General features: G+C 76.5%; 19 protein-coding genes and 1 pseudogene. 10 read left to right on the top strand and 10 right to left on the bottom strand.

The window, feature by feature from the left end; genetic code table 11:
- From hflX to VER05_RS17845, 3 genes are all read left to right on the top strand, one after another.
- On the top strand, positions 1 to 742 hold a 742-nt coding region (hflX, locus tag VER05_RS17855), incomplete at its 5' end, for a GTPase HflX (protein WP_324846659.1).
- 64 nt (positions 743 to 806) lie between these two features.
- Complete coding sequence (locus VER05_RS17850; protein WP_324846658.1) at positions 807 to 2,960, top strand: ATP-dependent DNA helicase; 2,154 nt, start codon at positions 807 to 809, stop codon at positions 2,958 to 2,960.
- A gap of 169 nt (positions 2,961 to 3,129) precedes the next feature.
- Positions 3,130 to 4,107, top strand: coding sequence for an L-lactate dehydrogenase (locus VER05_RS17845; protein ID WP_324846662.1), 978 nt, complete (start codon positions 3,130 to 3,132; stop codon positions 4,105 to 4,107).
- A gap of 16 nt (positions 4,108 to 4,123) precedes the next feature.
- Here VER05_RS17845 and VER05_RS17840 read toward each other — a convergent pair whose 3' ends face one another.
- The 5 genes and pseudogenes from VER05_RS17840 to lexA all read right to left on the bottom strand — a co-directional run bounded on the left by VER05_RS17840 (position 4,124) and on the right by lexA (position 8,262).
- Positions 4,124 to 4,720, bottom strand: coding sequence for a signal peptidase I (locus tag VER05_RS17840; protein WP_324846657.1), 597 nt, complete (start codon positions 4,718 to 4,720; stop codon positions 4,124 to 4,126).
- The gene (locus tag VER05_RS17835; RefSeq protein ID WP_324846656.1) at positions 4,711 to 5,967 is read right to left on the bottom strand and encodes a hypothetical protein; all 1,257 of its coding nucleotides are present in this window, start codon (positions 5,965 to 5,967) and stop codon (positions 4,711 to 4,713) included. Before VER05_RS17835 ends, VER05_RS17840 begins: the two co-directional genes overlap by 10 nt.
- Positions 5,964 to 6,605, bottom strand: coding sequence for a hypothetical protein (locus tag VER05_RS17830; protein ID WP_324846655.1), 642 nt, complete (start codon positions 6,603 to 6,605; stop codon positions 5,964 to 5,966). Before VER05_RS17830 ends, VER05_RS17835 begins: the two co-directional genes overlap by 4 nt.
- Complete coding sequence (locus VER05_RS17825; RefSeq protein WP_324846654.1) at positions 6,602 to 7,204, bottom strand: TasA family protein; 603 nt, start codon at positions 7,202 to 7,204, stop codon at positions 6,602 to 6,604. The genes VER05_RS17830 and VER05_RS17825 overlap by 4 nt, the downstream gene beginning before the upstream one ends.
- A 324-nt stretch (positions 7,205 to 7,528) precedes the next feature.
- A pseudogene (gene lexA, locus VER05_RS17820) lies at positions 7,529 to 8,262 on the bottom strand (transcriptional repressor LexA).
- Positions 8,263 to 8,519: 257 nt separating this feature from the next.
- Between lexA and VER05_RS17815 the strand changes: the two are divergent.
- The 4 genes from VER05_RS17815 to VER05_RS17800 all read left to right on the top strand — a co-directional run bounded on the left by VER05_RS17815 (position 8,520) and on the right by VER05_RS17800 (position 12,687).
- The gene (locus tag VER05_RS17815; RefSeq protein WP_324846653.1) at positions 8,520 to 8,915 is read left to right on the top strand and encodes a LysM peptidoglycan-binding domain-containing protein; all 396 of its coding nucleotides are present in this window, start codon (positions 8,520 to 8,522) and stop codon (positions 8,913 to 8,915) included.
- A gap of 468 nt (positions 8,916 to 9,383) precedes the next feature.
- On the top strand, positions 9,384 to 9,893 hold the full coding sequence (nrdR, locus tag VER05_RS17810) for a transcriptional regulator NrdR (RefSeq protein ID WP_324846661.1): 510 nt from the start codon (positions 9,384 to 9,386) through the stop codon (positions 9,891 to 9,893).
- A 40-nt stretch (positions 9,894 to 9,933) separates the two neighbouring features.
- Positions 9,934 to 11,964, top strand: coding sequence for a S9 family peptidase (locus tag VER05_RS17805; RefSeq protein ID WP_324846652.1), 2,031 nt, complete (start codon positions 9,934 to 9,936; stop codon positions 11,962 to 11,964).
- Between the two features lie 201 nt (positions 11,965 to 12,165).
- Complete coding sequence (locus VER05_RS17800) at positions 12,166 to 12,687, top strand: GNAT family protein (RefSeq protein WP_324846651.1); 522 nt, start codon at positions 12,166 to 12,168, stop codon at positions 12,685 to 12,687.
- 6 nt (positions 12,688 to 12,693) lie between these two features.
- Here the strand turns inward: VER05_RS17800 and VER05_RS17795 are convergent, their stop codons facing one another.
- The 4 genes from VER05_RS17795 to VER05_RS17780 form a co-directional block, all read right to left on the bottom strand.
- Entirely contained in the window at positions 12,694 to 14,388 is a 1,695-nt protein-coding gene (locus VER05_RS17795) for an AMP-binding protein (RefSeq protein WP_324846650.1), read from the bottom strand.
- Between the two features lie 76 nt (positions 14,389 to 14,464).
- On the bottom strand, positions 14,465 to 15,514 hold the full coding sequence (locus VER05_RS17790; RefSeq protein WP_324846649.1) for an aldo/keto reductase: 1,050 nt from the start codon (positions 15,512 to 15,514) through the stop codon (positions 14,465 to 14,467).
- A 44-nt stretch (positions 15,515 to 15,558) separates the two neighbouring features.
- Positions 15,559 to 16,755: a phosphoglycerate dehydrogenase gene (gene serA, locus VER05_RS17785; RefSeq protein ID WP_324846648.1), complete on the bottom strand. Its 1,197-nt coding sequence runs from the start codon at positions 16,753 to 16,755 to the stop codon at positions 15,559 to 15,561.
- Positions 16,756 to 16,835: 80 nt separating this feature from the next.
- Complete coding sequence (locus VER05_RS17780; protein WP_324846647.1) at positions 16,836 to 19,079, bottom strand: HelD family protein; 2,244 nt, start codon at positions 19,077 to 19,079, stop codon at positions 16,836 to 16,838.
- A gap of 286 nt (positions 19,080 to 19,365) precedes the next feature.
- Here VER05_RS17780 and VER05_RS17775 point away from each other — a divergent pair, with 286 nt between their 5' ends.
- The 3 genes from VER05_RS17775 (at position 19,366) to VER05_RS17765 (ending at position 22,395) form a co-directional block, all read left to right on the top strand.
- Positions 19,366 to 20,310: a PAC2 family protein gene (locus tag VER05_RS17775; RefSeq protein WP_324846646.1), complete on the top strand. Its 945-nt coding sequence runs from the start codon at positions 19,366 to 19,368 to the stop codon at positions 20,308 to 20,310.
- Between the two features lie 157 nt (positions 20,311 to 20,467).
- Positions 20,468 to 21,889, top strand: a complete 1,422-nt coding sequence (locus VER05_RS17770) for an MFS transporter (protein WP_324846645.1) — start codon at positions 20,468 to 20,470, stop codon at positions 21,887 to 21,889.
- A 302-nt stretch (positions 21,890 to 22,191) separates the two neighbouring features.
- Positions 22,192 to 22,395: a cold-shock protein gene (locus VER05_RS17765; RefSeq protein WP_146833414.1), complete on the top strand. Its 204-nt coding sequence runs from the start codon at positions 22,192 to 22,194 to the stop codon at positions 22,393 to 22,395.
- Between the two features lie 132 nt (positions 22,396 to 22,527).
- Here VER05_RS17765 and VER05_RS17760 read toward each other — a convergent pair whose 3' ends face one another.
- Positions 22,528 to 23,343, bottom strand: a complete 816-nt coding sequence (locus tag VER05_RS17760; protein WP_324846644.1) for a fused MFS/spermidine synthase — start codon at positions 23,341 to 23,343, stop codon at positions 22,528 to 22,530.
- Between the last annotated feature and the right edge of the window lie 175 nt (positions 23,344 to 23,518).

The following is a 23,518-nucleotide window of genomic DNA, read 5'->3' as shown; positions in this document are numbered from 1 at the left end:
GCGCCGCGAGATCGCCGCGATGGAGCCGGCCCGCGCCACCAAGCGGGCGTCCCGGAAGAAGAACGCGATCCCGTCGGTCGCGATCGCCGGGTACACCAACGCGGGCAAGTCCTCGCTGCTCAACCGGCTCACCGACGCCGGGGTGCTGGTGGAGAACGCCCTGTTCGCCACCCTGGACCCGACGGTCCGGCGCGCGCAGGCGGCCGACGGCCGCGTGTTCACGCTGGCCGACACGGTCGGCTTCGTGCGGAACCTGCCGCACCAGCTGGTCGAGGCGTTCCGGTCGACGCTCGAGGAGGTGGCGGACGCCGACCTGGTCCTGCACGTCGTCGACGCCTCGCACCCGGACCCGGAGGGTCAGATCGCGGCGGTCCGGCACGTGTTCGCCGACATCCCGGGCGCCATGGACGTGCCCGAGATCATCGTGCTCAACAAGGCCGACCTGGCCGAGCCCGAGGCGGTCGCGCGGCTGCGGTCGCGGGAGCACGGCGCCGTCGTGGTGTCCGCGCACACCGGCGAGGGCATCGAGCAGCTGCAGGCCGTGATCGCCGACCAGCTGCCGCGCCCCGGCGTGACCGTGGACCTGGTCATCCCGTACGACCGCGGGGACCTGGTGCACCGGGTACACGAGACCGGCGAGATCGACGCCGAGGAGCACACGCCGCAGGGCACCGCGCTCCGCGGCCGGGTCGACCAGGCGCTGGCCACCGAGCTCGCCGCCGCGGCGGTCGAGCGCGGCTGACGCGCACGGGCGTGGGGACCCTCCGCGTGCCGGAGGTGTCCCCGCGCCCGACTACCCTGTCCGGGTGCCTGATCCCGCCCCCGACGTCGACCACCTGCTCGACGTGGCGGTCGCGGCGCTCGGCGGCTCGCCCCGCGAGGGCCAGCGCCGGATGGCGAACCAGGTCGCGGAGGCCGTCGAGAAGGGCGAGCACCTGCTCGTCCAGGCCGGCACCGGCACCGGGAAGTCGCTCGGCTACCTCGTGCCCTCCGTGCGGCACGCCGTGGTCGCCGACGAGCGGGTCGTCGTGTCGACCGCGACCCTGGCGCTGCAGCGGCAGGTGATGACCCGCGACCTCCCGCTGGTCGCCGACGCCCTGGCCCCCGAGCTGCCCCGCACGCCCCGGATCGCGCTGCTCAAGGGCTGGCACAACTACGTCTGCGTGCACAAGACGTCGGGCGGCTACCCGCCGGACGACCAGGGCATGCTGTTCGACCTCGGCGACCGCGGCGCGGCCGAGCACCCGTCGACGACCGACCCCGCCGACGGCGAGGACGCGGGCAAGGAGTCGCTCGGCGCGCAGGTCGTCCGGCTGCGGGAGTGGGCCGACGCGACCGAGACCGGCGACCGCGACGACCTGGTGCCCGGCGTGACCGACCGCGCGTGGCGCCAGGTGTCCGTCACGTCGCTGGAGTGCCTGGGCCAGCGCTGCCCGCTGCTGGAGGAGTGCTTCCCCGAGCGGGCCCGCGCCGCCGCCCGCTCCGCCGACGTCGTGGTCACGAACCACGCGATGCTCGGCGTCGCCGCCTCGGGCTCGCCGCACGTGCTGCCCGAGCACCAGGTGCTGGTCGTCGACGAGGCGCACGAGCTCGCCGACCGGGTCACCGCGCAGTCCACCGCCGAGCTGTCGGTCGGCAGCATCGAGCACGCGGGCCGGATGGCGCGCCGGCACGGCGGCATCGCGACCACCGAGCTCGACTCCGCCGCGACCGCCCTCGGCGCGGCCCTGATCCACCTGCCCGAGGGCCGGTTCACCCAGGGGCTCCCGGAGGGCACCCGGCAGGCGGTCGCGATGGTCCGGGACGCGGCGCGCGGCCTGTTGTCGGCGCTGCGCCCGGAGAAGCCCGCGGCGGGGGAGGCGGCGCCGGCGGACAGCGGCCTGAAGATCGCGACGTCGTCCGTGCTCGCGCTGTTCGAGGTCGCCGAGCGGATGGCCGCCGAGGCCGACGACCAGAAGTACACGGTGCTGTGGTGCTCGCGCGCCGAGCGCGACGGCGCGACCCGGCTCTACGCCGCCCCGCTGGCGGTGAACGGGCTCATCCGCACGCACCTGCTGTCCGGGCGCGCCTCGGTGCTCACCTCGGCCACGCTGAGCCTCGGCGGCGAGTTCCGGTCGATGGCCCGCAGCATCGGCCTGGAGGGCGCGGGCGAGGCCGCGGCGGCGACGGCCACGGCCGCGACGGTCGCGGTGTCGGCGCCGGGCGGGAGCGAGGGGACCCAGCTCGACCTGCCGAAGCCGGCCCCCGCGGCGCAGGCGCCCGCGTCGCTGCCGTGGCACGGCGTCGACGTCGGCAGCCCGTTCGACTACCCCAAGCAGGGCATCCTCTACATCGCGCGACGCCTGCCGCCGCCCGGGCGCGAGCCCGCCACCGACGCCCAGCTCGACGAGATCGAGGCGCTCATCACCGCCGCCGGCGGCCGGACGCTGGGGCTGTTCTCCTCCCGGCGCGCCGCCGTCGCGGTCGGGGAGGCGATGCGCGAGCGGCTCGACGTGCCGGTGCTCGTCCAGGGCGAGGACCAGCTCCCCACGCTGGTGAAGCAGTTCGCCGCCGACGAGCCGACCTGCCTGTTCGGCACCCTGTCGCTCTGGCAGGGCGTGGACGTCCCGGGCCGGTCGAACCAGCTGGTCATCATCGACCGCATCCCGTTCCCGCGGCCCGACGACCCGGTGAAGTCGGCCCGGTCGGAGGCGGTGGCCGCGTCCGGCGGCAACGGGTTCATGTCCGTGTCGGCGACGCACGCCGCGCTGCTGCTCGCGCAGGGCGCCGGGCGGCTGATCCGGTCGACGGGGGACCGCGGCGTCGTGGCGGTGCTCGACCCGCGGCTGTCGACGGCCCGGTACGGGGAGTTCCTCACCCGGTCCCTGCCGGCGTTCTGGCGCACGACGGACCGCGAGGTGGCCCTCGGCGCGCTGCGCCGGCTGGCGGTCCCGCCGGAGGCGACCGCGCCCACCGCCTGACCAGCGCGTCCGCCCCCGCGCGACGCGCCCGGGAGCCGCGCCCGGGGCGCGCCGGAGCGGGTCGGCCCGCTAGCCTCGTGACCAGCGCGCCGGCCGGCGCGCGGGCACGGGCAGGACGTACGGGAGGACCGCCGTGAGCGAGCAGATCGACGACGTCGAGGGTGACGAGCTGGGTCTGGTGGGCACGCCCCTGCCGCCCCGCCGCACCACCAAGCTGGCGGTCGTCGGCGCGGGCGCGGTCGGGTCGACCATGGCCTACGCGGCGCTCATGCGGGGCGCGGCCCGCAGCGTCGTGCTCTACGACATCAACAAGGCGAAGGTCGAGGCCGAGGCGCTGGACCTCGGGCACGGCATCCAGTTCATGCCGATGGCCGAGGTCATCGGCTCGGACGACATCGCCGCGTGCGCGGACGCCGACGTGGTCATGATCACCGCGGGCGCGAAGCAGAAGCCCGGGCAGACCCGGATCGACCTGGCCGAGGCGACCATCGCCCTGGTCAAGAAGATCCTGCCCTCGCTCGTCGAGGTCGCGCCCAACGCCGTGTACGTGATGGTCACCAACCCGGTCGACATCGTCACCTACGCCGCGCTCAAGTTCTCCGGCCTGCCGCCGACGCAGCTGTTCGGCTCCGGCACCGTGCTCGACTCGTCGCGGCTGCGGTACCTCATCGCGCAGTACACCGGGGTCGCGGTGCAGAACGTGCACGCGTACATCGCCGGCGAGCACGGCGACACCGAGCTGCCGCTGTGGTCCTCGGCCACCATCGGCGGCGTGCCGATCCTCGACTGGAACGCCATCGAGGGCCACGTCCCGCTCACCCACGAGGTCCGGGAGTCGATCGCCCGCGAGGTCGTCGACTCGGCGTACCGGATCATCGCCGGCAAGGGCGCGACGAACTACGCGGTGGCGCTCGCGGGCTCGCGGATCATCGAGGCCATCGTCAAGGACGAGCGGCGCATCCTGCCGGTGTCCTCGTTGCTCGACGGCTACCACGGCATCAGCGACGTGTGCCTGTCGGTGCCGTCGATCGTCGGGCGCTCCGGCGTCGGCGAGCGGCTGCAGGTGCCGATGTCGACCGACGAGCTCGCGGGCCTGCGCCGCTCGGGCGAGCAGCTGCGCGCGGTCGCCCGCCGGTTCGGGCTGTAGCGGCGGTCGCGCGGCGTCACGTCGGGGCGGCCTCCGGCGCCGGTCGCGGCTCCCGGTCCGGGCCGCGGCCGGGCAGCAGGGCGACCACCACGAGGGCGGCCGCGCCGACGGCGAGGACGGTGGCGGGCGTCCCGGTGACGGCGCGCCCCAGCCCGGGGACCGACGCCGCCGCGCGCAGCACGGTGTCGCCGAGCGGGTAGGCGGCGGCGTCGTCGGTCGCGTTGGCGTCGCCCCGGAGCGTCGCCCGCGTCCCGTCGTCGTCGTGGGCGAGCCCGGTCACCCGGTGCGTCACGCGCGCGTCGGTGCCGGGCACGGGCACCGTGACGACGTCCCCGACCCGGACCTCCCCCGCGGGGACGGGCCGGACGAGCACGAGGGTGCCCGCCGGCATCGCCGGCGCCATCGAGCCGGACACGAGCACGACGGGGCGCCAGCCCGCCAGCAGCAGGGCGACGGCCGCCAGCGCGCAGGCGACCCCCGCGGCGGCCGCCGCGTCCAGCACGACCCGGGCGGTCGCGTGCACGAGGCGGGACCGCCCGGTGCGCCGCGCCCGGCCCGAGACGTGCCGCGCCGCCGGGACCGCGGGCGCCCGGCGTCGCGCGGTCAGGGCCACCGGGACAGCGGGATCACGAGGGCGAACGTGTTCCGGGGGTCCGTCGTGCCGTCGCCGAGCTGGCCGAGGTGGTTGCGGCCGGTCGCGGCGTACTGCCCGCTGGTCGACTCGAACAGCGCGTGCGCGCCGCCCGCCGCCACGCGCAGCGGCGTGGACCCCGCCGGCACGCCCACCATCCGCGGGGTGGCGACGGGCGACGTCTCGGCGGTGCCGAGGCCGAGCTGCCCGTAGGTGTTGTCGCCCCAGGCGTACAGCGCCCGCCCGCCGGACGGCAGCCCGCGCCAGGCCCAGGACGACGACGCGCTGCCGGCGAGGGCGGGGCTGGACACGGCGATGCCGTCCGCCGGCGGGATCGCGTCGACCTCCGTGGCCACCGTCCCCTCGGTCTGGAACACCCGGCCCTCCGCCGTGCGGACGAGCGTCGTGTCGCGCCCGGCCACGACCTCCACCGGCGTGCCGACGACGCCGGCGACGAGCGTGCCCGCCGAGTTGCCCAGGGGGGCGGTGCCCCAGACCACGACCTCGCCGTCCGCGATCGCGGCGGCGTGGAACCGGCCCGCCGACGCGTCCACGACCACGCGGTCCTGCAGGGCCTGCGCGGTGACCGGCTGCGGGGGCTCGTTGGCCCCGCCGGGCCCGACCGGTCGCCCGAGGCGGTTGTCGACGACGCCCCAGGAGAACAGCCGTCCGTTCGCGGTCAGCGCGAGGTAGAAGTACGCGCCGGCCTCCACCCGGACCACGGGGTCCGCCGGGTCGTCCAGCTCGGTGACCCGGTGCGGGGTGGGCGTGTTGTTCGCCCACGTGCCGCCCACGCCGTCGCTGCTGCCGCCCCAGGTGTAGACGCCGCCGTCGGCGGTGAGCGCGATGGTGGCGTCCGCGCCGGCGCACGCGTCGACCACCCGCCGGCCGTCGGGCAGCCGGACCCGCGCGGGGTGGTGCTGGCCGGGCCCGTCGCCGGGCTCGGCGGTGCCGTTCCCGAGCTGCCCCTCCCGGTTGCGGCCCCAGGCGTACAGCTCGCCGTCGTCCGTCCAGCCGATCGAGTGCGCGTCGCCCGCCTCGACCCCGCCGGTGAACAGCAGCGGCGCGTCGTCGGCCGTGGCGAGGTCGGCGGCGACGGCGCCCGCGTCCTCGAACCGGGCGGTCGACGGCGCGACGGCGGCGAGGACGACGAGCACGGTCCCCGCGGCGGCCGCGGCGAGGGACCGGCGGCGGGCGGTCGGGGTGGCCGGAACGGTCGGCGTGGTCACGACGACGCCCCGGAGGGGTGCGCGGTGGTGCGCCGGCGGCGCAGCAGGGCGACGCCCGCGGAGACGAGCAGGACCACGGTGAGCAGGAGGGAGCCGGCCTGCGCGCCGGTGAGCGCGAGGTCGTCGGCGGCCGGGGGCGCGGCCTGCGCGCCGCCGTCTCCGCCACCGACGCCGCCCGGACCGGGGACGTCCGGGGTGCCGCCCCCCGGCCCGCCCGGGCTCCCGGGACCGGGGTCGGGGTCGACGACGCCCGGCCCCGGGCACGTCCCGCCGGGCAGCTCCGTCGCGGTCACGGTGACCACCGAGCGTCCCGCCAGCCCCTGGTACTCGTTCCCCGCGTCCTCCGGCAGGGCCACCCGGAGCGCGAGGTCGGCCCGCTCGTCCGCCCCGACCACGGGGGCGCCGTCGCAGGACGGCCCCGTGGTCGTCCAGGCGGTGGCGAGGGTGAGCGGGGCGTCGCCGGCGAACAGCGCGCCCTCCTCGGTGCGCGTCACGGTGACGAGCACGGGCACGCCCGAGCCGTTCGTGACCGTGACGTCGTGCGCGACGACGGCGCCGGGCGCGAGGTCGGTGATGTCGAGGGTCGCCGGGGTGACCTCGACGGTCCCGCCCCCGGCGCCCGGCGCCGCGGGGGTCACGGCGTCTGGGTGGCGGTGAAGGTGAACTCGACGTCGATCGCCTGGCCCGCCGCGTCGACGCTCGCGCCCGTCGGGAGCGTGGCCTCGAACACCAGCCGGACGGCGCCGGAGGTCTGCGACCCCCCGGAACCGAGGTCGATGCCGGCGAGCGTCGCGTCCGCGAGCGGTCCGGTGTAGAGCGCCGTCGCGGGCGCCGCGGCGTCGCGGACGGTGAGCTGGAGCACCTGCTCGAGCGGCGCGGTGGCCGCGGGGTCGGCGTTCGCGGCCGTCGTCGTCATCGCGAGCGTGGCCGGCACCGAGCCGGAGTTGTACACGTCCAGCTCGTACCGGGCGGTGACGCCGGGGGACATGTCCTGCGCGTCGGAGAACGTCACGGGGTAGGCCTGCGGGGCGCCGTCCACGCCGCCGTCGAACTTGAGGTCGACCGAGCCGGACGTGAAGGAGGCCTCGACCTGCCCGCTGTCGGTGAACAGCGCGAACGACCCCGCGACGGCGGTGGCGAGCACGACGCCGGCCGCGGCCAGCACCCGTCCCCGGGCGGTGATCCCGCGGCGTCGGTCGGCGGGGCGGCGGGCGTCGGCGGGGGGCGTGGTCGTCATGGCGGGTCCTCCGGGGGTGCATCGGCCGTGGCGCGCCGCGCGGGCCGCGTCGCGGGGCGTCGGGCGCCCGGCCGGGCCGCGGGTCGCGGCCTCCACCAGGCAAGCAGCGACCGCGCGCCACTCATCAGGAGCGCCGGCGCGCGCACGGGCGTTGAGTGCCCGATTGCGTGCGCCGGGCCGCGGAACTGCGTGGCGCGCGAGCCGGCACGGACGTCGCCCGGCCCGCGCGCACGACGGCCCCGGCGCCGCAGGCACGCGGATCCGGGGCCGCACGCACGACGGCCCCGGCGCCGCCGAGGGGCGGGCCGGGGCCGTGCGCGGGGGTCAGAGCGAGCGCAGCACCGAGACGACCCGCCCGAGCACCTGCGCGTGGTCGCCGTCGATCGGCGAGTAGGCGGGGTTCTGCGGCAGCAGCCAGACGTGGCCGTCCGCGCGCTTGAGGGTCTTGACGGTGGCCTCGCCGTCGAGCATCGCGGCGACGATCTCGCCGTTCTCGGCCACGGGCTGCCGGCGGACCACGACCCAGTCGCCGTCGCAGATCGCGGGTCGATCATCGAGTCGCCGACGACCTTGAGCAGGAACAGCTCGCCCGCGCCCACGAGCTGGCGGGGGAGCGGGAACACGTCCTCGACGAGCTGCTCCGCGAGGATCGGGCCGCCGGCGGCGATGCGGCCGACGACGGGCACGTACGCCGCCTCGGGCGCGCCCTCGCGGGCGGCGGAGTCCGCGTCGCCGATGCCGGCGACCCCGGGCAGCGGCGCGACCCCGCGGGAGTCGTCGGGCTGGACGACCTCGATCGCGCGCGGGCGGTTGGGGTCGCGGCGCAGGTAGCCCTTGCGCTCGAGCGCGGTGAGCTGGTGCTTGACGCTCGACGGGCTGGTGAGGCCGACGGCGTCGCCGATCTCGCGCATGCTCGGCGGGTAGCCGCGCGACTCCACCGACGCGCGCACGGTCTCGAGGACCAGCCGCTGGCGCGGCGTGAGCCCGTCGCCGTCCCCGAGCTCGGCCACGGCCGCCTCGCCGAGGCCCGCCGCGGTGCCCGTCCCGTCGCTCGCCATGTCCCCGCTCCCGTCCCGTCCGCCCTGGTCAGGCCGCCCGCCGGTGGGTCCGGGGCGGTCCGTCGGGCGGGCGTGTCAGTGCCTCGTGGTGCGCTGTACCCGACGTCACCGAGCGTAGGGGGACGGACGGACGGGATCAAACACCTGTTCGATCGTGTCTCGACATCGTCGGTGGGTTGTGGTTCGATCGTACAAGCGTTCGAACGAACAGGTGTTCGACTCGGGTCGCCCGGCGGCCCAGGAGGGAAGTGGTGGGGATGAGCGCGATCGCAGCACACCCGGGGATCGCCCGTCCGGCGCGCCGGCAGGTGCCCGCCCGGCGCGACGGGGATGCGCGCCGGCCGGTCGCCGCGGGTGGCGAGGGCCGCCTCCACCTGACCCGGCGCGGTCGCGTCGTCGTCGCCCTCCTGGGCCTGGCGGTCGTCCTGGGCGGCCTGATGGGCGGGCGCGCTGTCGCCGACGGCCCCGAGCAGGCCACCGAGGTCGTCACGCACGCGGTGCAGTCGGGGGAGACCCTGTGGCAGATCGCCGCGAGCGTCGCCGGCCCCGGCGAGGACGTGCGCGACGTGGTGCTGAGCCTGCAGCAGCTCAACGGCCTCGCGGACGCGTCGCTCCAGGCCGGCCAGGTGCTGCTGCTCCCGGCCGGCTCCTGACGCCACGCCGGGGCGCAGTCGGCCCGGTGTCGTCGCCCGCCGAACGCGCTGGTCACGCCGCCGCGCAGGTCTCGAACGGATTACGGCACTCGGTGCTTGCGTAATTGGCCGGCGCGCCTCTACTGTGGTGCCACCTCGAACGGCTGGCTGGGGGGCTCGCCGCGAGGGACGCATCGTCGTCGTGGCCCACGGGCCGGGCGCAGACGCGTGCAGCAACCGTCCGGACGAGGCGAGTCGTCCGGACGAGACGGGACGGGGGCGTCCCCACGAGGGTGGCCGCAGCAGCGGCCACCCTCGTCGTCTGTCCGGGCACCGCGTGGCGGGGCCCTGACCTGCGCCTTCACCCGCGCGCGGATCCGCCTTGCACCGCCCGCTCCCCGGGCCCTACCGTGTCCCGGTCGTCCGGGCGGGCGCGCGGTGCTGCCGTCGCCGGCCCGCGGCGTGCACCACATCCCGGAGGAGGCGTCCATGCACTGCCCGTTCTGCCGTCACGCCGACTCCCGCGTCGTCGACTCCCGCACGTCCGACGACGGGCTGTCGATCCGCCGCCGGCGCCAGTGCCCGCAGTGCAACCGCCGGTTCACCACGATCGAGACGGCGAGCCTGTCGGTGGTGAAGCGGTCCGGCGCCACCGAGCCGTTCAGCCGGGAGAAGATCGTCAACGGCGTCCGCAAGGCCTGCCAGGGCCGCCCGGTCAGCGACGACGACCTCGCGGTGCTCGCCCAGCGCGTGGAGGAGAACCTGCGCGCCAGCGGCAGCGCCGAGCTCGACGCCTACGAGATCGGCCTCGCGATCCTCGGGCCGCTGCGTGACCTGGACGAGGTGGCCTACCTGCGGTTCGCCAGCGTCTACCAGGCGTTCAACAGCCTCGAGGACTTCGAGGCGGCGATCACCGTGCTGCGCGCCGAGAACGAGGCGGCCGACGCCGCCCGCGCCGCGGCGCCGGACGCCGCCGCCGAGGACGCCCCGACCGCCTGAGCACCCCCGCACCGGCCGCGGGCGTACTACCGTCGGTCACGTGATCCCTGCTGACCTCGCGCTCCTGCACGCCCCCGGAACCCCCGCGGTCGCCCCCGACGGCTCGTTCGCCGTCGTCGCCCGCACCGCCCCGGACCTCGAGTCCGACGAGTACACCGGCCAGCTCTGGCGGGTGGCCACCGACGGCGCGACGCCGCCGCAGCGCCTCACCCGCGGCCACCGCGACGCGGACCCGCAGGTCTCGCCGGACGGCCGCTGGGTCGCGTTCCTCCGCGCCGAGCCGAAGGGCCGCCCGCAGCTGTTCCTGGTCGAGGCCGCCGGCGGCGAGCCCGTCCGGCTGACCGACGCGCCGCTGGGCGTCCAGGCCGCCCGGTTCTCCCCGGACGGCGCGGCGCTCGCGTTCGTCGCCCGCGTGCCGGAGGAGGGTCGGTACGGCGACGGCGACTCCGGCGCGGAGCGCCCCCGGCACATCACCGAGCTGCCCTACCGCAACGACGGCGTCGGCTTCACGCGCGACAAGCGCCGCCAGCTGTTCGTCGTCGACGTGCCGGCCGACCCCGACGCGCGGGCCGCCCTGCCCGCCGGCGAGGACGACGCGCCCGCCGCCCGCCAGGTCACCTCCGGCGACACGGACGTCGAGCAGGTCGCCTGGCTCCCCGGCGGCCGGTACGTCGTCGCCGTCGCCGCCCGGCACGCCGGCAAGGACCAGGACCTGCGGTCCGACGCGGTCGTCGTGGACACCGCGCCCGACGCGGACGGCGCGCTCGTCCCGCTCACCGACGCGGACGCCGGCAGCACGCTGGCCGTCGCCGCGGTGCAGCCGTCGGCCGACGGCGCCGCGCTGTGGCTGCTCGCGCAGGACATGGGCCCGTCCGGCCGGGAGTTCGTCGCGACCCAGACCGGCCTGTTCCGGCTGCCGCTGGCCGCCGCCGCGGGCGCCGCCCCGACCGCCTCGGGCGCGCCGGAGCGGCTGACCGACGCCGAGGCCGTCGACCTCGACCCCGGCACGTTCGCCGCGACCGCCGACGGGGTGCTCGCGGGCGTCCTGCACCGCGGCACCGTCGTGCTGCGCGAGCACCGCGCGGACGGCTCGACCCGCGACCTGCTCACCGGCCTCGTCGCGCACGGCGTCGCCGCGGCGGCCGGCGCGCCGGTGGCGGTCGTCACCGCGGCGGGCCCGGCCACGTCCGGGGACCTGCACGCCGTCGACCTGGCGTCGGGGGAGACCCGCGCGCTCACCGACTGGTCGGCGCCGCTGCGCGCGACCGGCCGCGTCCGCGAGCCGCGCGAGGTCACCGCGACCGCGCCGGACGGCTACCCGGTGCACGGCTGGCTCGTCACCCCGGACCCGGAGCGGTTCGCCGGCCCGCACCCGACGATCCTCATGATCCACGGCGGCCCGTACGCGCAGTACACGGTCGGCCTGTTCGACGAGGTGCAGACCCTGGCCGAGGCCGGCTACGCCGTCGTGTACGGCAACCCCCGCGGCGCGGCGGGCTACGGCTCGGCGCACGGCAAGGCGATCCAGCACGGGTTCGGCACGGTCGACACGGACGACGTGCTCGCCCTGCTCGACGCGGCGCTCGAGGACCCGGCGCTGGACGGCGAGCGGGTCGGCGTCATGGGCGGCTCCTACGGCGGCTACCTCACGGCGTGGCTGACCACCCGCACCGACCGGTTCGTCGGCGCGATCGTCGAGCGCGGGTTCCTGGACCCGGTGAGCTTCGTCGGGTCGAGCGACATCGGCTGGTTCTTCGGCCTGGAGTACCTGGGCGACGGCGACGACGAGGAGTCCCGCGCGAAGGTCGCGGCGCAGTCGCCGATGGCGCACGTGTCCCGTGTGACCACGCCGACGCTGGTCATCCACTCGGAGCAGGACTGGCGGTGCCCGGTCGAGCAGGGCCAGCGCTGGTTCGTCGAGCTGAAGCGCCGCGGCGTGCCGGCCGAGCTGCTGCTGTTCCCGGGCGAGGGCCACGAGCTGACCCGGTCCGGCCGCCCGCAGCACCGGCTGGTCCGGTTCGAGCACGTGCTCGACTGGTGGGAGCGCACGCTCCCGGTCGCGCGGGGCTGACCCGACCCGGCACGGACCCGGCGCGGGGCCCGCGCCGGGTCCGTGCCGGGCCCCGCGAGGTCGTCACAAGCGGACGAGGTCGGCGGTTGTTTCCGCCGACCTCGTCGCGTTGTGACGACCTCGCGCCCGTGGCCCGCGGCGATCCGCGGTACGCGGAAATCCCGCTGACCCGGCCGGGTCTCTGGCGCTAGCGTCCGCGGCATGCCGACGCCGACGCCGCCCGGGACCGTCCGCCCCACCACGCCCGCCGACCTGCCCGACCTCGCCCGGCTCTGGAACGACGCCGCCGTCATGCGGCACGTCGGCTTCCCCGACGGCCTCGGCATCACGGCCGACGACCTCGGCCGGTGGTGGGACGCCCTCGACGGCGACCCGCGGCGGCGGCACCTGACGATCGAGGCGCCGGACCTCGGCTACTGCGGGGAGGCGCACGACCGTGCCGACCCTGCGGGGGAGACGGCGACCGTCGACATCAAGCTGCGGCCCGCGGCGCAGGGTCGCGGTCTGGGCGCGCTCGGGCTGTCTGCGGCGCTGGACGAGCTGTTCGGGCGCGACCTCGCCCGGCGGGCGACTGTCGACCCGCACCGGGACAACGCGCCGGCGCTCCGGCTGTACGAGCGGCTGGGCTTCCGGCCGGACCCCGAGGGCAGCACGGCCGAGGGGCACGTCGTGCTCGCCGTGACCGCCGCGGCGTGGGCGGCACGGTCGGCACGGCCGGGCTGAGTCGTGTCAGGCCGCGGAGGACGACATCAGGTCGTCCCGGACCACCCGGCGCAGCACCTTGCCGATCTGCGACCGCGGCAGCTCGGTGAGGATGACGAGCTCGCGCGGCACGGCGTACCGGGCCAGGCGCTCGCCGCACCACTCCCGCACGGCCGCGATGTCGACGTGCGCCCCGAGCTCGGTCACGATCGCGGCCACCACCTTCTCCCCGAGGTCGCCGCCGGGCAGGCCGACCACGGCCACGTCCCGGACGCCCGGCATGCCGCGGAGCTTGTCCTCGACCTGCGACGGGTAGACCTTGAAGCCGCCGGTGACGATCATCTCCTTGATCCGGTCGACCAGGACGACGAAGCCGTCGTCGTCCAGCCGGACGACGTCGCCGGTGCGCAGCCAGCCGCCGGGCAGCAGCTGGCCGGCGGTCTCCTCGGGCCGGTTCCAGTAGCCGGCGAACACCTGCGGGCCGCGGATCAGCAGCTCGCCCTGCGCGCCGGGCTCGACGTCGCGGGTCGGGTCCTCCTGGTCGACCACGCGGACGTCGGTGCTCGGGAACGGCAGGCCGAGGGCCCCCGGCCGGCGCGCGGGCGACAGCGGGCTGCCCAGGGCGACGGGGGAGGTCTCCGTCATGCCGTAGCCCTCGATCACCAGGCCGCCGGTGAGCCGCTCCCAGCGCGCGGCGGTCTCGGGCGACAGCGACATCGCGCCCGAGATCGCGTACCGGAAGGACGTGAGGTCGGCCTTCTTCGCCTCGGCCGCGGCGGCGAGCCGGTCGAGCATCGGCGGGACGGCCGGCAGGAAGGTGCCGGGGCGGCGGCGCTGCGCGGCGAGCACGGTCGCCGGGTCGAACTTCGGGAACGCCACCAGGGTCGCGCCGACGCGGGTCGCGTAGGTGAGGCAGAGCGTCAGGCCGAACGCGTGGAAGAACGGCAGCACGCCGTAGATCGTCTCGGTGCCCGCCTCGGCCTGGGTCCACGCCTGGCCCTGGACGGCGTTCGCGACGAGGTTGCGGTGCGTGAGCACGGCGGCCTTGGGGGTGCCGGTGGTGCCGCCGGTGTACTGCAGCAGCGCCACGTCGTCGGCGGTCGGGCGGGGGGTCCCGGCGGGCAGCGCGGTGGCCTCGGCGACCAGGCGGTGCCAGACCGGGGTGCCGGCCGGCAGGGCGGCGCGCAGCGCGGTCCGGGTCCGCCGGGCGGCGGGCAGCGGGAGCCGCAGCGCGAGGCGCTTGGCGGCGGGCAGGTCGGCCGACACGTCGACGGCGACGACGGTCCGGACCGAGGTGCGGTCCTGCCCGGCGAGCACGGGCGCGACGGCCTTCTCCCAGACGAGCGCGACCGTGGCGCCGGAGTCGGCGAGCTGGTGCGCGAGCTCGTCGGACGTGTAGGTCGGGTTGGTCTCGACCACGACCGCGCCGAGCCGGAGCGTGGCGTAGAAGGCGACGACGTGCGCGGCGCAGTTCGGCAGCACGATCGCCACCCGGTCGCCCGCACGGACGCCCAGGTCGCGGAGCACGGCGGCGCCGCGCGCCACGGCGCCCGCGAGCTCGGCGTACGTCGTGCTCGCGCCCATGAAGTCCACCGCGACGCGGTCGGGCCAGGCCGCGGCGGCGCGGTCCAGGGCGGCGGTCAGCGGCTCGTCGGGCACGTCGACGACGGGCGGGACGCCCGGCGCGTAGGAGGTGTGCCACGGTCGCGTGAAATCGGTCACGAGGTCACCGTAACCTACGGATGCGTAAGTTACGTGTGCGTAGCCCGAGGCAACGGCGGAGAAGTTCCTGTGAGTCTCAGAGGTCGGAGGACCGCGAGCCCCACAGGTTGATCCCGGCGTCCACGGCGTGCCGGTCGATCTCCGCCAGCTCGTCGTCGGTCAGCGCGGGGCCGTCGACCGCCGCGAGGTTCTCCCGGAGCTGCTCGGGGGTGCGCGCGCCGAGCGCGACCGACGTCACCCGCGGGTCCCGCAGCACCCAGGCGATCGCGAGCTGCGCGAGCGACTGGCCCCGGGCCTCGGCCACCGCGTTCAGCGCGCGGACCCGGTCCAGGTTCTCGTCGCTCAGGTACTCGGCCCGGAGCGGCCCGCCGCGCGCCGCGCGGGAGTCCTCCGGGACGCCGCCGAGGTACTTGCGGGTGAGCATCCCCTGGGCGAGCGGGGAGAACGCGACGACCCCGAGGCCGGCCTCGCCGGCGACGTCCAGCAGGCTGCGGTCGCCGGCCTCGCCGTCGGGCTCCTCGACCCAGCGGTTCAGCATGGAGTACGACGGCTGGTGCAGGGTCAGCCGCAGGCCCAGGTCGTCGGCGACGGCCAGCGCCTCGGCGGTGCGCCGCGCGGAGTAGGAGGAGATGCCGGCGTACCGGGCGCGCCCCGAGTCGACCGCGGTCTTCAGCGCGCCGATCGTCTCCTCGAGGGGCGTGCTCGGGTCGTACCGGTGGCTGTAGAACACGTCGACCCGGTCGGTACCGAGCCGGCGCAGCGACTGGTCGAGCGACGCCAGCAGGTACTTGCGCGAGCCGAACTCGCCGTACGGCCCGGGCCACTGCCGGTAGCCGGCCTTCGTCGCGATGAGCAGCTCGTCGCGGTACGGGGCGAGGTCGGTCGCGAGCAGCCGGCCGACGCTCTCCTCGGCGGCACCCGGCGGCGGGCCGTAGTTGTTCGCCAGGTCGAGGTGCACGACGCCGGCGTCGAACGCCGCGAGCACGAGCGCGCGCTGGTCGGCGAACGGGGTCGCGTCCCCGAAGTTCTGCCAGAGCCCCAGCGTCACGGCGGGCAGATCCAGGCCGGACCGGCCGGCGCGGCGCAGGGGGAGGCGGTCGTGGCGGGCGTCGTCGGCGAGGTGCACGGGCCCGACGCTAGCGCGTGGGCCCGGCGCCCCGCCGGGCGACGTCAGTCGACGACGCGGAGCCGGATGGTCTCCGGCCGGGCGCGCAGCGCCGCGACGACCTCGGGCTCCACCGCGACCGCGTCCGTCACCACGTAGCCGACCTCGCCGCGCGTGGCGAGGAGCTGGCCCTCGATGTTCGCGCCGTGCTCGGCCAGCGTGTTGTTCACCGCGGCCAGCACGCCCGGGACGTTGCGGTGCAGGTAGGTCAGGCGGTGCACGCCGGGGCGGTGCTCCAGCGTGAGGTTCGGCAGGTTGACGCTGAGCATCGTGGTGCCGGTGTTCATGAAGTCGCGCAGCTTGTTCGACACGAACTGGCCGATCGCCTCCTGTGCCTCCTCGGTCGACCCGCCCGTGTGCGGGGTGAGGATGACGTTCGGCAGGCCGCGCAGCTCGGACTCGAACGGGTCGCCCTTGCGCTTGGGCTCGACGGGGAACACGTCGACCGCCGCGCCGGCCACGTGCCCGGCGAGCACCGCGTCGCGCAGCGCCGCGTAGTCGACGACGAAGCCCCGGGACAGGTTGAGGAAGATCGCGCCCTCGCGCATCCGCGCGAACTGCTTGGCCCCGAACAGGCCGGCGTTGCCGCTGCGGCCGTCGACGTGCAGCGTCACGATGTCGGCGACGTCGAGCAGCTCGTCCAGGGTCTCCGCGCGGCGCGCGTTGCCGAGCGCCAGCTTCTCCGCGGTGTCGTAGAAGACGACCGACATGCCGAGGTTCTCGGCGAGCACCGACAGCTGGGTGCCGATGTTGCCGTAGCCGACGATGCCGAGCGTGCGGCCGCGGACCTCGTGCGCGCCGTCCGCCGACTTGTTCCAGACGCCGTCGTGCATCGACCGGTCGAGCACGGTGAGCCGGCGGGTCAGCGCGATGATGTCGGCCAGGGCGATCTCGACCACCGAGCGGGTGTTCGAGAACGGGGCGTTGAACACCGCGACGCCGCGGGACGCCGCCGCGTGCAGGTCGATCTGGTTGGTGCCGATGCAGTAGGCGCCGACCGCGACCAGGTCGGGCGCGGCGTCGAGCACGGCCTCGGTGACGTTGGTCTTGGACCGGATGCCCAGCAGGTGCACGCCCTGCAGCGCCTCGATCAGCTCGGACTCGTCGAGCGCGCCGGAGCGCGTGACGACCTCGTAGCCGGCCGCCTCCATGATGGTGCGGGCCTGGGGATGCAGGTTCTCGAGGAGCAGGGCGCGTAGCACGGGCCTATGGTGCGCCTCGGCGGCCCGCGGTTCCAAGCCGGTCCCGGTCCGCGGACACCCGTGCCGGGCGCCGGGGTCCGTCAGCCCGCGTCCGGCTGCTCCCAGCCCTCCGGCAGCGGCCGGCTGTGCACGACCCGCAGCGCCTGCGTCGGCCGGGTCATCGCGACGTACAGGTCGCCCGCCCCGCCCTTGAGCACGTCCGCCGGCTCCACCAGCACCACCGCGTCGAACTCCAGGCCCTTGCTCTGCGTCGGCGTCATCAGCGTCAGCGGGGCGTCCAGGTCGGGCGATCCGGCGCGGGTGGCCCCGGCCTGCGGGAGGACCTGCGCCAACGCGGGCATCGCCTCGGGGGCCGCGATGACCGCCACGCGCCCGGCGCCGCTCGCGTCGCGCACCGCGTCGAGCGCGGCGGCGGCGTGCCGGGCGACCGCCTCGGGCACCGCGGCGGCGTCGACCAGGTCGGTGCGCAGCGCGTCGTCGACGTCGCGGGCCGAGGTGGCCGGGGTGAGCGGCAGCCCGGCCGCGCGGCCGACGCGCTCGGCGGCGCGGGCCACGGACGCGGGCGTGCGGTAGTTGACGGTGAGCTCGGACAGCCGCCAGCCCCCGGCGAGGATCCGGTCGAACGTCGCGGCCCAGTCCCGGGTGCCCGCGGCGGTCGAGGTCTGGGCGACGTCGCCGACGACGGTCAGCGACCGGGTCGGGACGCGGCGTAGCACCATCCGCCACGCCATCGGGGACAGCTCCTGCGCCTCGTCGACGACCACGTGCCCGTAGGTCCAGGTGCGGTCGGCGGCGGCGCGCTCGGCGGTGGTGAGCGCGGGGCCGGTCGCGGCGAACCGGTCGGCCAGCAGCTCGGCGGAGACCAGGCCGGTGCCGGACTGCTCGAGCACCTGCCGGGCGTAGTCGAGCTCCTGGGCGCGCTGCGCGGCGTCGTGCTTCGCCTGCGCGCGCGCGGCCTGGTCGTCCTCGCCCAGCAGCTCCGCGGCCTCGTCGAGCAGCGGGACGTCGGCCTCGGTCCACGGGGCGTCGGCGTCGCGGAGCAGGGCGGCGCGCTCGTGCGCGGACAGCTCCGGCGCGGCGGCGTCGAGGCGGGCGGGCTTCGACAGCAGGCCCGCGATCAGGCCCTGCGGGGTCAGCGGCATCCACGCGAGGTTCAGCGCGATCCGGATCTCCCGGGTGGTGCGCAGCTCCTCGAGGATCTCGCCGCGCTCGTCCGGCGCGACCGACCAGCCGAGCTGGCTGACGTACTGCTCCGCGAGCCGGCCGAGCATGTCGCGCACGAACGTCACGCGCGCCTGGTTGTGCGGCCGGTGCCCGCGGCGCGCGTGGTTGATCGCGCCGCGCACGTCGGACGGCTTCACGACGATCCGGTGCCCGTCGATCGACACGACCGTGGGCTGCTCGGGCGCGCGCTGCCGCTGCCGCACGGCGCGCTCGACGATCTTGCGCCACACCGGGCGGCCCTTGATCTCGGCGACGGCGTCGTCCTCGGCGCCCGTCGCGACGACCCCGGGGAACAGCTCGCCGACCGTGGTCGACACGACGCCGGTCTCGCCGAGCGACGGCAGCACCTGGTCGATGTACCGCAGGAAGGTGCGGCTGGGGCCGAGCAGCAGCACGCCCGAGCGCTCCAGCACGCGGCGGTGCGCGTACAGCAGGTAGGCGGCGCGGTGCAGGGCGACGGCGGTCTTGCCGGTGCCGGGGCCGCCCTGGACGACGAGCGCGCCCGCGAGGTCGGCGCGGATGATCGCGTCCTGCTCGGCCTGGATGGTCGCGACGATGTCGCCCATCCGGCCGGTGCGCCGCGCGGCCAGCGCCGCCAGCAGCGCGCCCTCGCCGGACAGCGCGCCCAGGCGGGCGGCGGCCTCCTCGTCGGCGAGCACGTCGAGGTCGATGACCTCGTCCTCCAGGCCGGTCACGCGGCGGCCGCGGGTCACCAGGTGCCGGCGCTGCACGACGCCGTCGGGGTTGGCCGAGGTCGCCCGGTAGAACGACTGCGCCGCCGGCGCGCGCCAGTCCGTGAGGATCGACGCGTGCTCGTCGTCGTTGAGGCCGATGCGCCCGATGTACCGGCGACCGCCGTCCGACAGGTCCAGCCGGCCGAACGCCAGCCGGTCCTCGACCGCCTCCAGCCGCGCGAGGCGGTCCTCGTACAGGGTGGCGAACGCGTCCCGCTCGGAGCGGTTCTGCGGCGAGCCGGACGGCCCGACGCGGCGGACCTCCGTCAGCCGGTCGCGGGTGGCCGCCCGGAGCTCGTCCAGCCGCGCGTACAGGCCGTCGACGACCTCCTGCTCGGCCGCCAGCTGCGCCTCGATCCCGGTCACGCGTGCTCCCGTCGGTCGTCCCCGTGGCGCCCGGACCCCCGGGTGGCGCCACCGTCCTGCGTCGCTCCCGGCGGCGGTCGACGGGGGTCGTCCGGCCGGAGCGGCCGTCCATTCTCCACCATTTCCGGCGGGTCGTGTGACGGCCGACCGGGTGGCGGTCGGCGGGCCTCCTGCCTGCGCGAAGATCGTCCGCCTGGTCGGGAAGAGCGGAGGGGCCCGCGGTGTTGTGACCCTCAGGACGCCGCCCCAGCGGGCGGCGCGCGGACTGATCCCCAGGGAGGACCCCATGCTGGACCCGAGCGAGATCTACGCCGTCGACCCGGCGGTCGCCGCCGAGGTCGAGGCGCGGACCGCGGGCGGCAGCGGGCCGGTGCTCGTGCACGCCGTGCGCGGCTTCGTGGACGCCGGCGGCGCCGGGCGGCTGTCGGCCGAGCACCTGACCGAGCAGCTCCCGACCGAGCGGCTGGCGACCTTCGACGTCGACCAGCTGCTCGACTACCGCTCCCGCCGCCCCACCGCCACCTTCGAGGGCGACCACTGGGGCGAGTACGACGAGCCCGAGCTCGCCGTCGACCTGGTGCGCGACACCTCCGGGGTGCCGTTCCTGCTGCTGCACGGCGTCGAGCCGGACGTGCAGTGGGAGCGGTTCGCCGCCGCGGTGCGGCAGATCGTCGAGCGGTTCGACGTGCCGCTCACCGTCGGGCTGCACGGCATCCCGATGGGCATCCCGCACACCCGGCCGCTGTCGGTGACCGCCCACGCCAACCGGCCGGAGCTGGTCGCGGACTACACGTCGTGGTTCGGCACCGTGCAGGTCCCGGCCTCCGCGGGGACCCTGCTGGAGATCCGGCTCGGCCAGTCCGGGCACGACGCCATGGGCTTCGCGGTGCACGTCCCGCACTACCTCGCGCAGTCGCCGTTCCCGCAGGCGTCGATCACCGGCCTGGAGCACGTGCAGCGCGCCGCCGGCCTCGAGCTCGACCTCGGGGCGCTGACCGAGGCCGCCTCCGAGACGATGCTGGAGGTCGAGCGCCAGGTCGAGGACCAGCCCGAGGTGCAGACCGTCGTGCACGCGCTCGAGCAGCAGTACGACGCGTTCGCCCGGAACATCGGGCGGCCGAGCCTGCTCGCCGAGACCGCGGAGCTGCCGACGGCCGACGAGCTGGGCGCCGAGTTCGAGCGGTTCCTCGCGCAGCAGGGCGACGAGAAGGGCCCGAACCCGGGGTACTGAGCCGGGCCGCGCCCGCCCGCGACGCGCGAGGGCCCGGCACGCGGGGGAGTCGTCCCCCGGGTGCCGGGCCCTCGGTGCGTCCGCCGGCCGCCCGGTGGCGGCGGTGTGACCGGGGACTCGTCGGGGGCGCTCGCGGGGACCGGCAGAATGGCTGCACGTGACCTCCGACCGCCGCGCGCTGCTCGTTTGGTCCGTCGCGGTCGGCGCGTACGTCGTCGCGATCATGAACCGGTCGTCGCTCGGCGTCGCCACGCTCGAGGTGACCGACCTGTTCGGCGTCTCCTCGGCCCTGCTGGCGACGATGGCGGTCGCGCAGCTCGTCGTCTACGCGCTGCTGCAGGTCCCGGTCGGCGTGCTGCTCGACCGGTACGGGCCGCGGGTGCTGGTCGCCTCGGGCGCCGCCGTGATGGCGCTCGGGCAGACCGTGCTGGCGCTCGCGCCGTCGGCCGGCTGGGTGCTGGGCGGGAGGGTGCTGGTCGGCGCGGGGGACGCGCTGACGTTCGTCTCGGTCGTGCGGCTGGTGCCGGCGTGGTTCGCCGCGCGGCGGGTGCCGGTGATGACGCAGCTCACCGGGAGCCTGGGGCAGCTGGGCCAGGTGCTGTCCGCCGTGCCGGTGGTCGCGCTGCTGCACGCCGAGGGGTGGCGGACGACGTTCCTGTCGGTCGCGGCCGTCGGGGTGGTGGCGACGATCGCGGTGGTGGCGGTCGTGCGGGACGCGCCGGCGGAGGCCGGGACCGCGGGGTCGGTGGGGCCGGCGGGCGGGGCGCTCGCGGACCCGGACGCGCCCGCGGGGGAGGCGGCCGAGCCGGACGTCGCGGCCGGGCTGGCGGCCGGCGCCGCACCGGTGCCCGCGGCTGCGCCGTGGTGGCGCGTCGGCCTGCTGCGCCGCCGGTGGCGGCCCGCGCGGGCCCGCGCGCACAGCGAGCCCGGCGCGTTGCGCGCGGTGCTGCGGGACCCCGGCGCGCGGCTGGCGTTCTGGATGCACTTCTCCGGGCAGTTCAGCAACCACGTCGTCGTGCTGCTGTGGGGGTTCGCGTTCTTCGTCGAGGGCCAGGGGCGGACGCCGGGCGAGGCGAGCGCGCTGCTGACGCTCAACGTGGTCGCGGCGGTCGTCGCGGGCCCGGTCATCGGGGTCGTGGTCGGCCGGCACCCGCGGGCGCGGATGCCGCTGGCCCTGGGGACGTCGGCCGCGATCGGGCTGGCGTGGCTGTCCGTCACGCTGCCGTCGGCGCCGGTGCCGTACGCGGTGCTGTGCGTGTTCGTGGTCGTCGTGGCGGTCGGCGGTCCGACCTCGCTGGTGGCGTTCGACGTGGCGCGGTCCTGCACGCCCGCGCGGCGGCTCGGCACCGCGACCGGGTTCGTCAACACCGGCGGGTTCGTCGGGGCGCTCGCGACCATGCTGGTCGTCGGGGTCGTGCTCGACGCGGCGTCCGGGGGCGGGTCCGCGGGCGGGGCGCGGGACCTCGAGGCGTTCCGGGCGGCGTTCGCGTGGGTGGCCGTGCCGTGGGCGCTCGGGGTCGCGGCGATGCTCCTGGGCCGTCGCGGCGCGCGCCGGGCCCACCCCGACCTCGCCGTCTGAACGCCTCCCGACCGGTCGGTCGGGGTGGTCGTCCTGTGATCGTGTCGTGACCGGATCGTTGTGATCGACGCCGCATCGGGCCTTGAAGAACCGTGGCGTCGCGATGACCTGCGTGAGAGGATCGCCGTGTTGCAGTGACGTACTGACGCTTGACCGGCGCCGGTCGGGGCCCCTCCGGGGACACCCGCGCGGCACCTTCCAGCCATCCGGCTGGTCCACCCGGTGCAGGACGCGGGATAGGCATTGCGGCACGGTCCGGGGAGTTCCCGGCGCCGTCACCGGATGGACAGAAGGACAAGAACATGGCACAGGGTGCTGTCAAGTGGTTCAACGCTGAGAAGGGCTACGGCTTCATCGCCCAGGACGGCGGCGGCGCCGACGTCTTCGTGCACTACTCGGCCATCGACTCCCAGGGCTACCGCTCGCTCGAGGAGGGCCAGCGCGTCGAGTTCGAGATCACCCAGGGCCCGAAGGGCCCGCAGGCGGAGAAGGTCCGCCCGCTCTGATCTGACTCCGGCCGCCCCCCCGCGGGCAGTCCGCACGACGAGGCCGCATCCCTTCCGGGGGGTGCGGCCTCGTCCGTGTCCGGGCGGGGGTGCGCCGGGCGCGGGGTGCGGGCGAGCGGGCGGGCGCGCGGGTCAGGCGTGGGCGTCCGGCTCCGGCTCCAGCTCGGGTGCGGCGTCCCGCAGCGGGGTGGCGCGGCCGACGAACGCCGCGAGCTCCTCGTCGACCAGCAGCCGCGCGGGCACCGGCAGCGACCGCAGGTCCCGCGCGAGCCCCGCGTCCGCGAGCAGCGCCGGGTCGTCGGTGCCGACGAGCACGAGGTTCCCGTACCGCCGCCCGCGCAGCACCGCGGGCTCGGCGACGACGCCGACGTGCCGGAACACGGCGCCGAGCGTCGCGGCCTCGGCCCGGGCCAGGGCGAGCGGCGGGCGGTCGGCGCAGTTCGCGAGGTAGACGCCGCCCGGGCGCAGCACGCGCGCGACGTCGGCCGCGAACTCCTCGGTCGTCACGTGCGGCGGCGTGCGGTCGCCGGCGAACACGTCGCGCACGACCGCGTCCGCGCTCGCGTCCGGGAGCGTGCCGAGCTCCGCGCGCGCCTCGCCGGCCCGCAGCCGCAGGGCGGGCGACCGGGGCAGGTCGAACCAGTCGCGCACGAGCGCGACCAGCACCGGGTCGAGGTCGACGGCGACCTGCCGGGCGCCCGGGAACCGCGCGTGCGCCCACCGCGCCATCGCGCAGCCCGCGGCGCCCAGGTGCACCGCGCGGAACGGACCGTCCTCGCCGGGGAGGTGGTCGAGGACCGCCGCCATCTGCTGCATGTACTCGAAGTCGAGCCGCTCGGGGTCCGCCAGGTCGAGGTGCGAGCTCGGCACGCCGTTGACGAGCAGGGTCACGGCGTCCGGGTCGTCGGGGGAGCGCCGCACCTCGGCCGTGCCGGTGGCGATGGGCACGGGGCCGTCGGGCCAGGCCTGCGCGGCCGTGCCGGTCCCGCCGCGCCCGCCGCGTGTCGGTGGTCGGTGGGAGTCTGAGGCAGGTCGGCGGGGCCCTGCGGCCTTGTCCGACCTGCTGGATCGGCCGGACCGGCCACGGGACGCCATCCCGCCACGGTACGGGTTGACGCGTTCG

It is taken from the genome of Cellulomonas sp. (genome assembly GCF_035634735.1).
Taxonomy (GTDB): Bacteria; Actinomycetota; Actinomycetes; order Actinomycetales; family Cellulomonadaceae; genus Cellulomonas.
The sequence above is the reverse complement of the archived record's forward strand: the minus strand, read 5'-3'. Positions and strand labels throughout refer to the sequence as shown.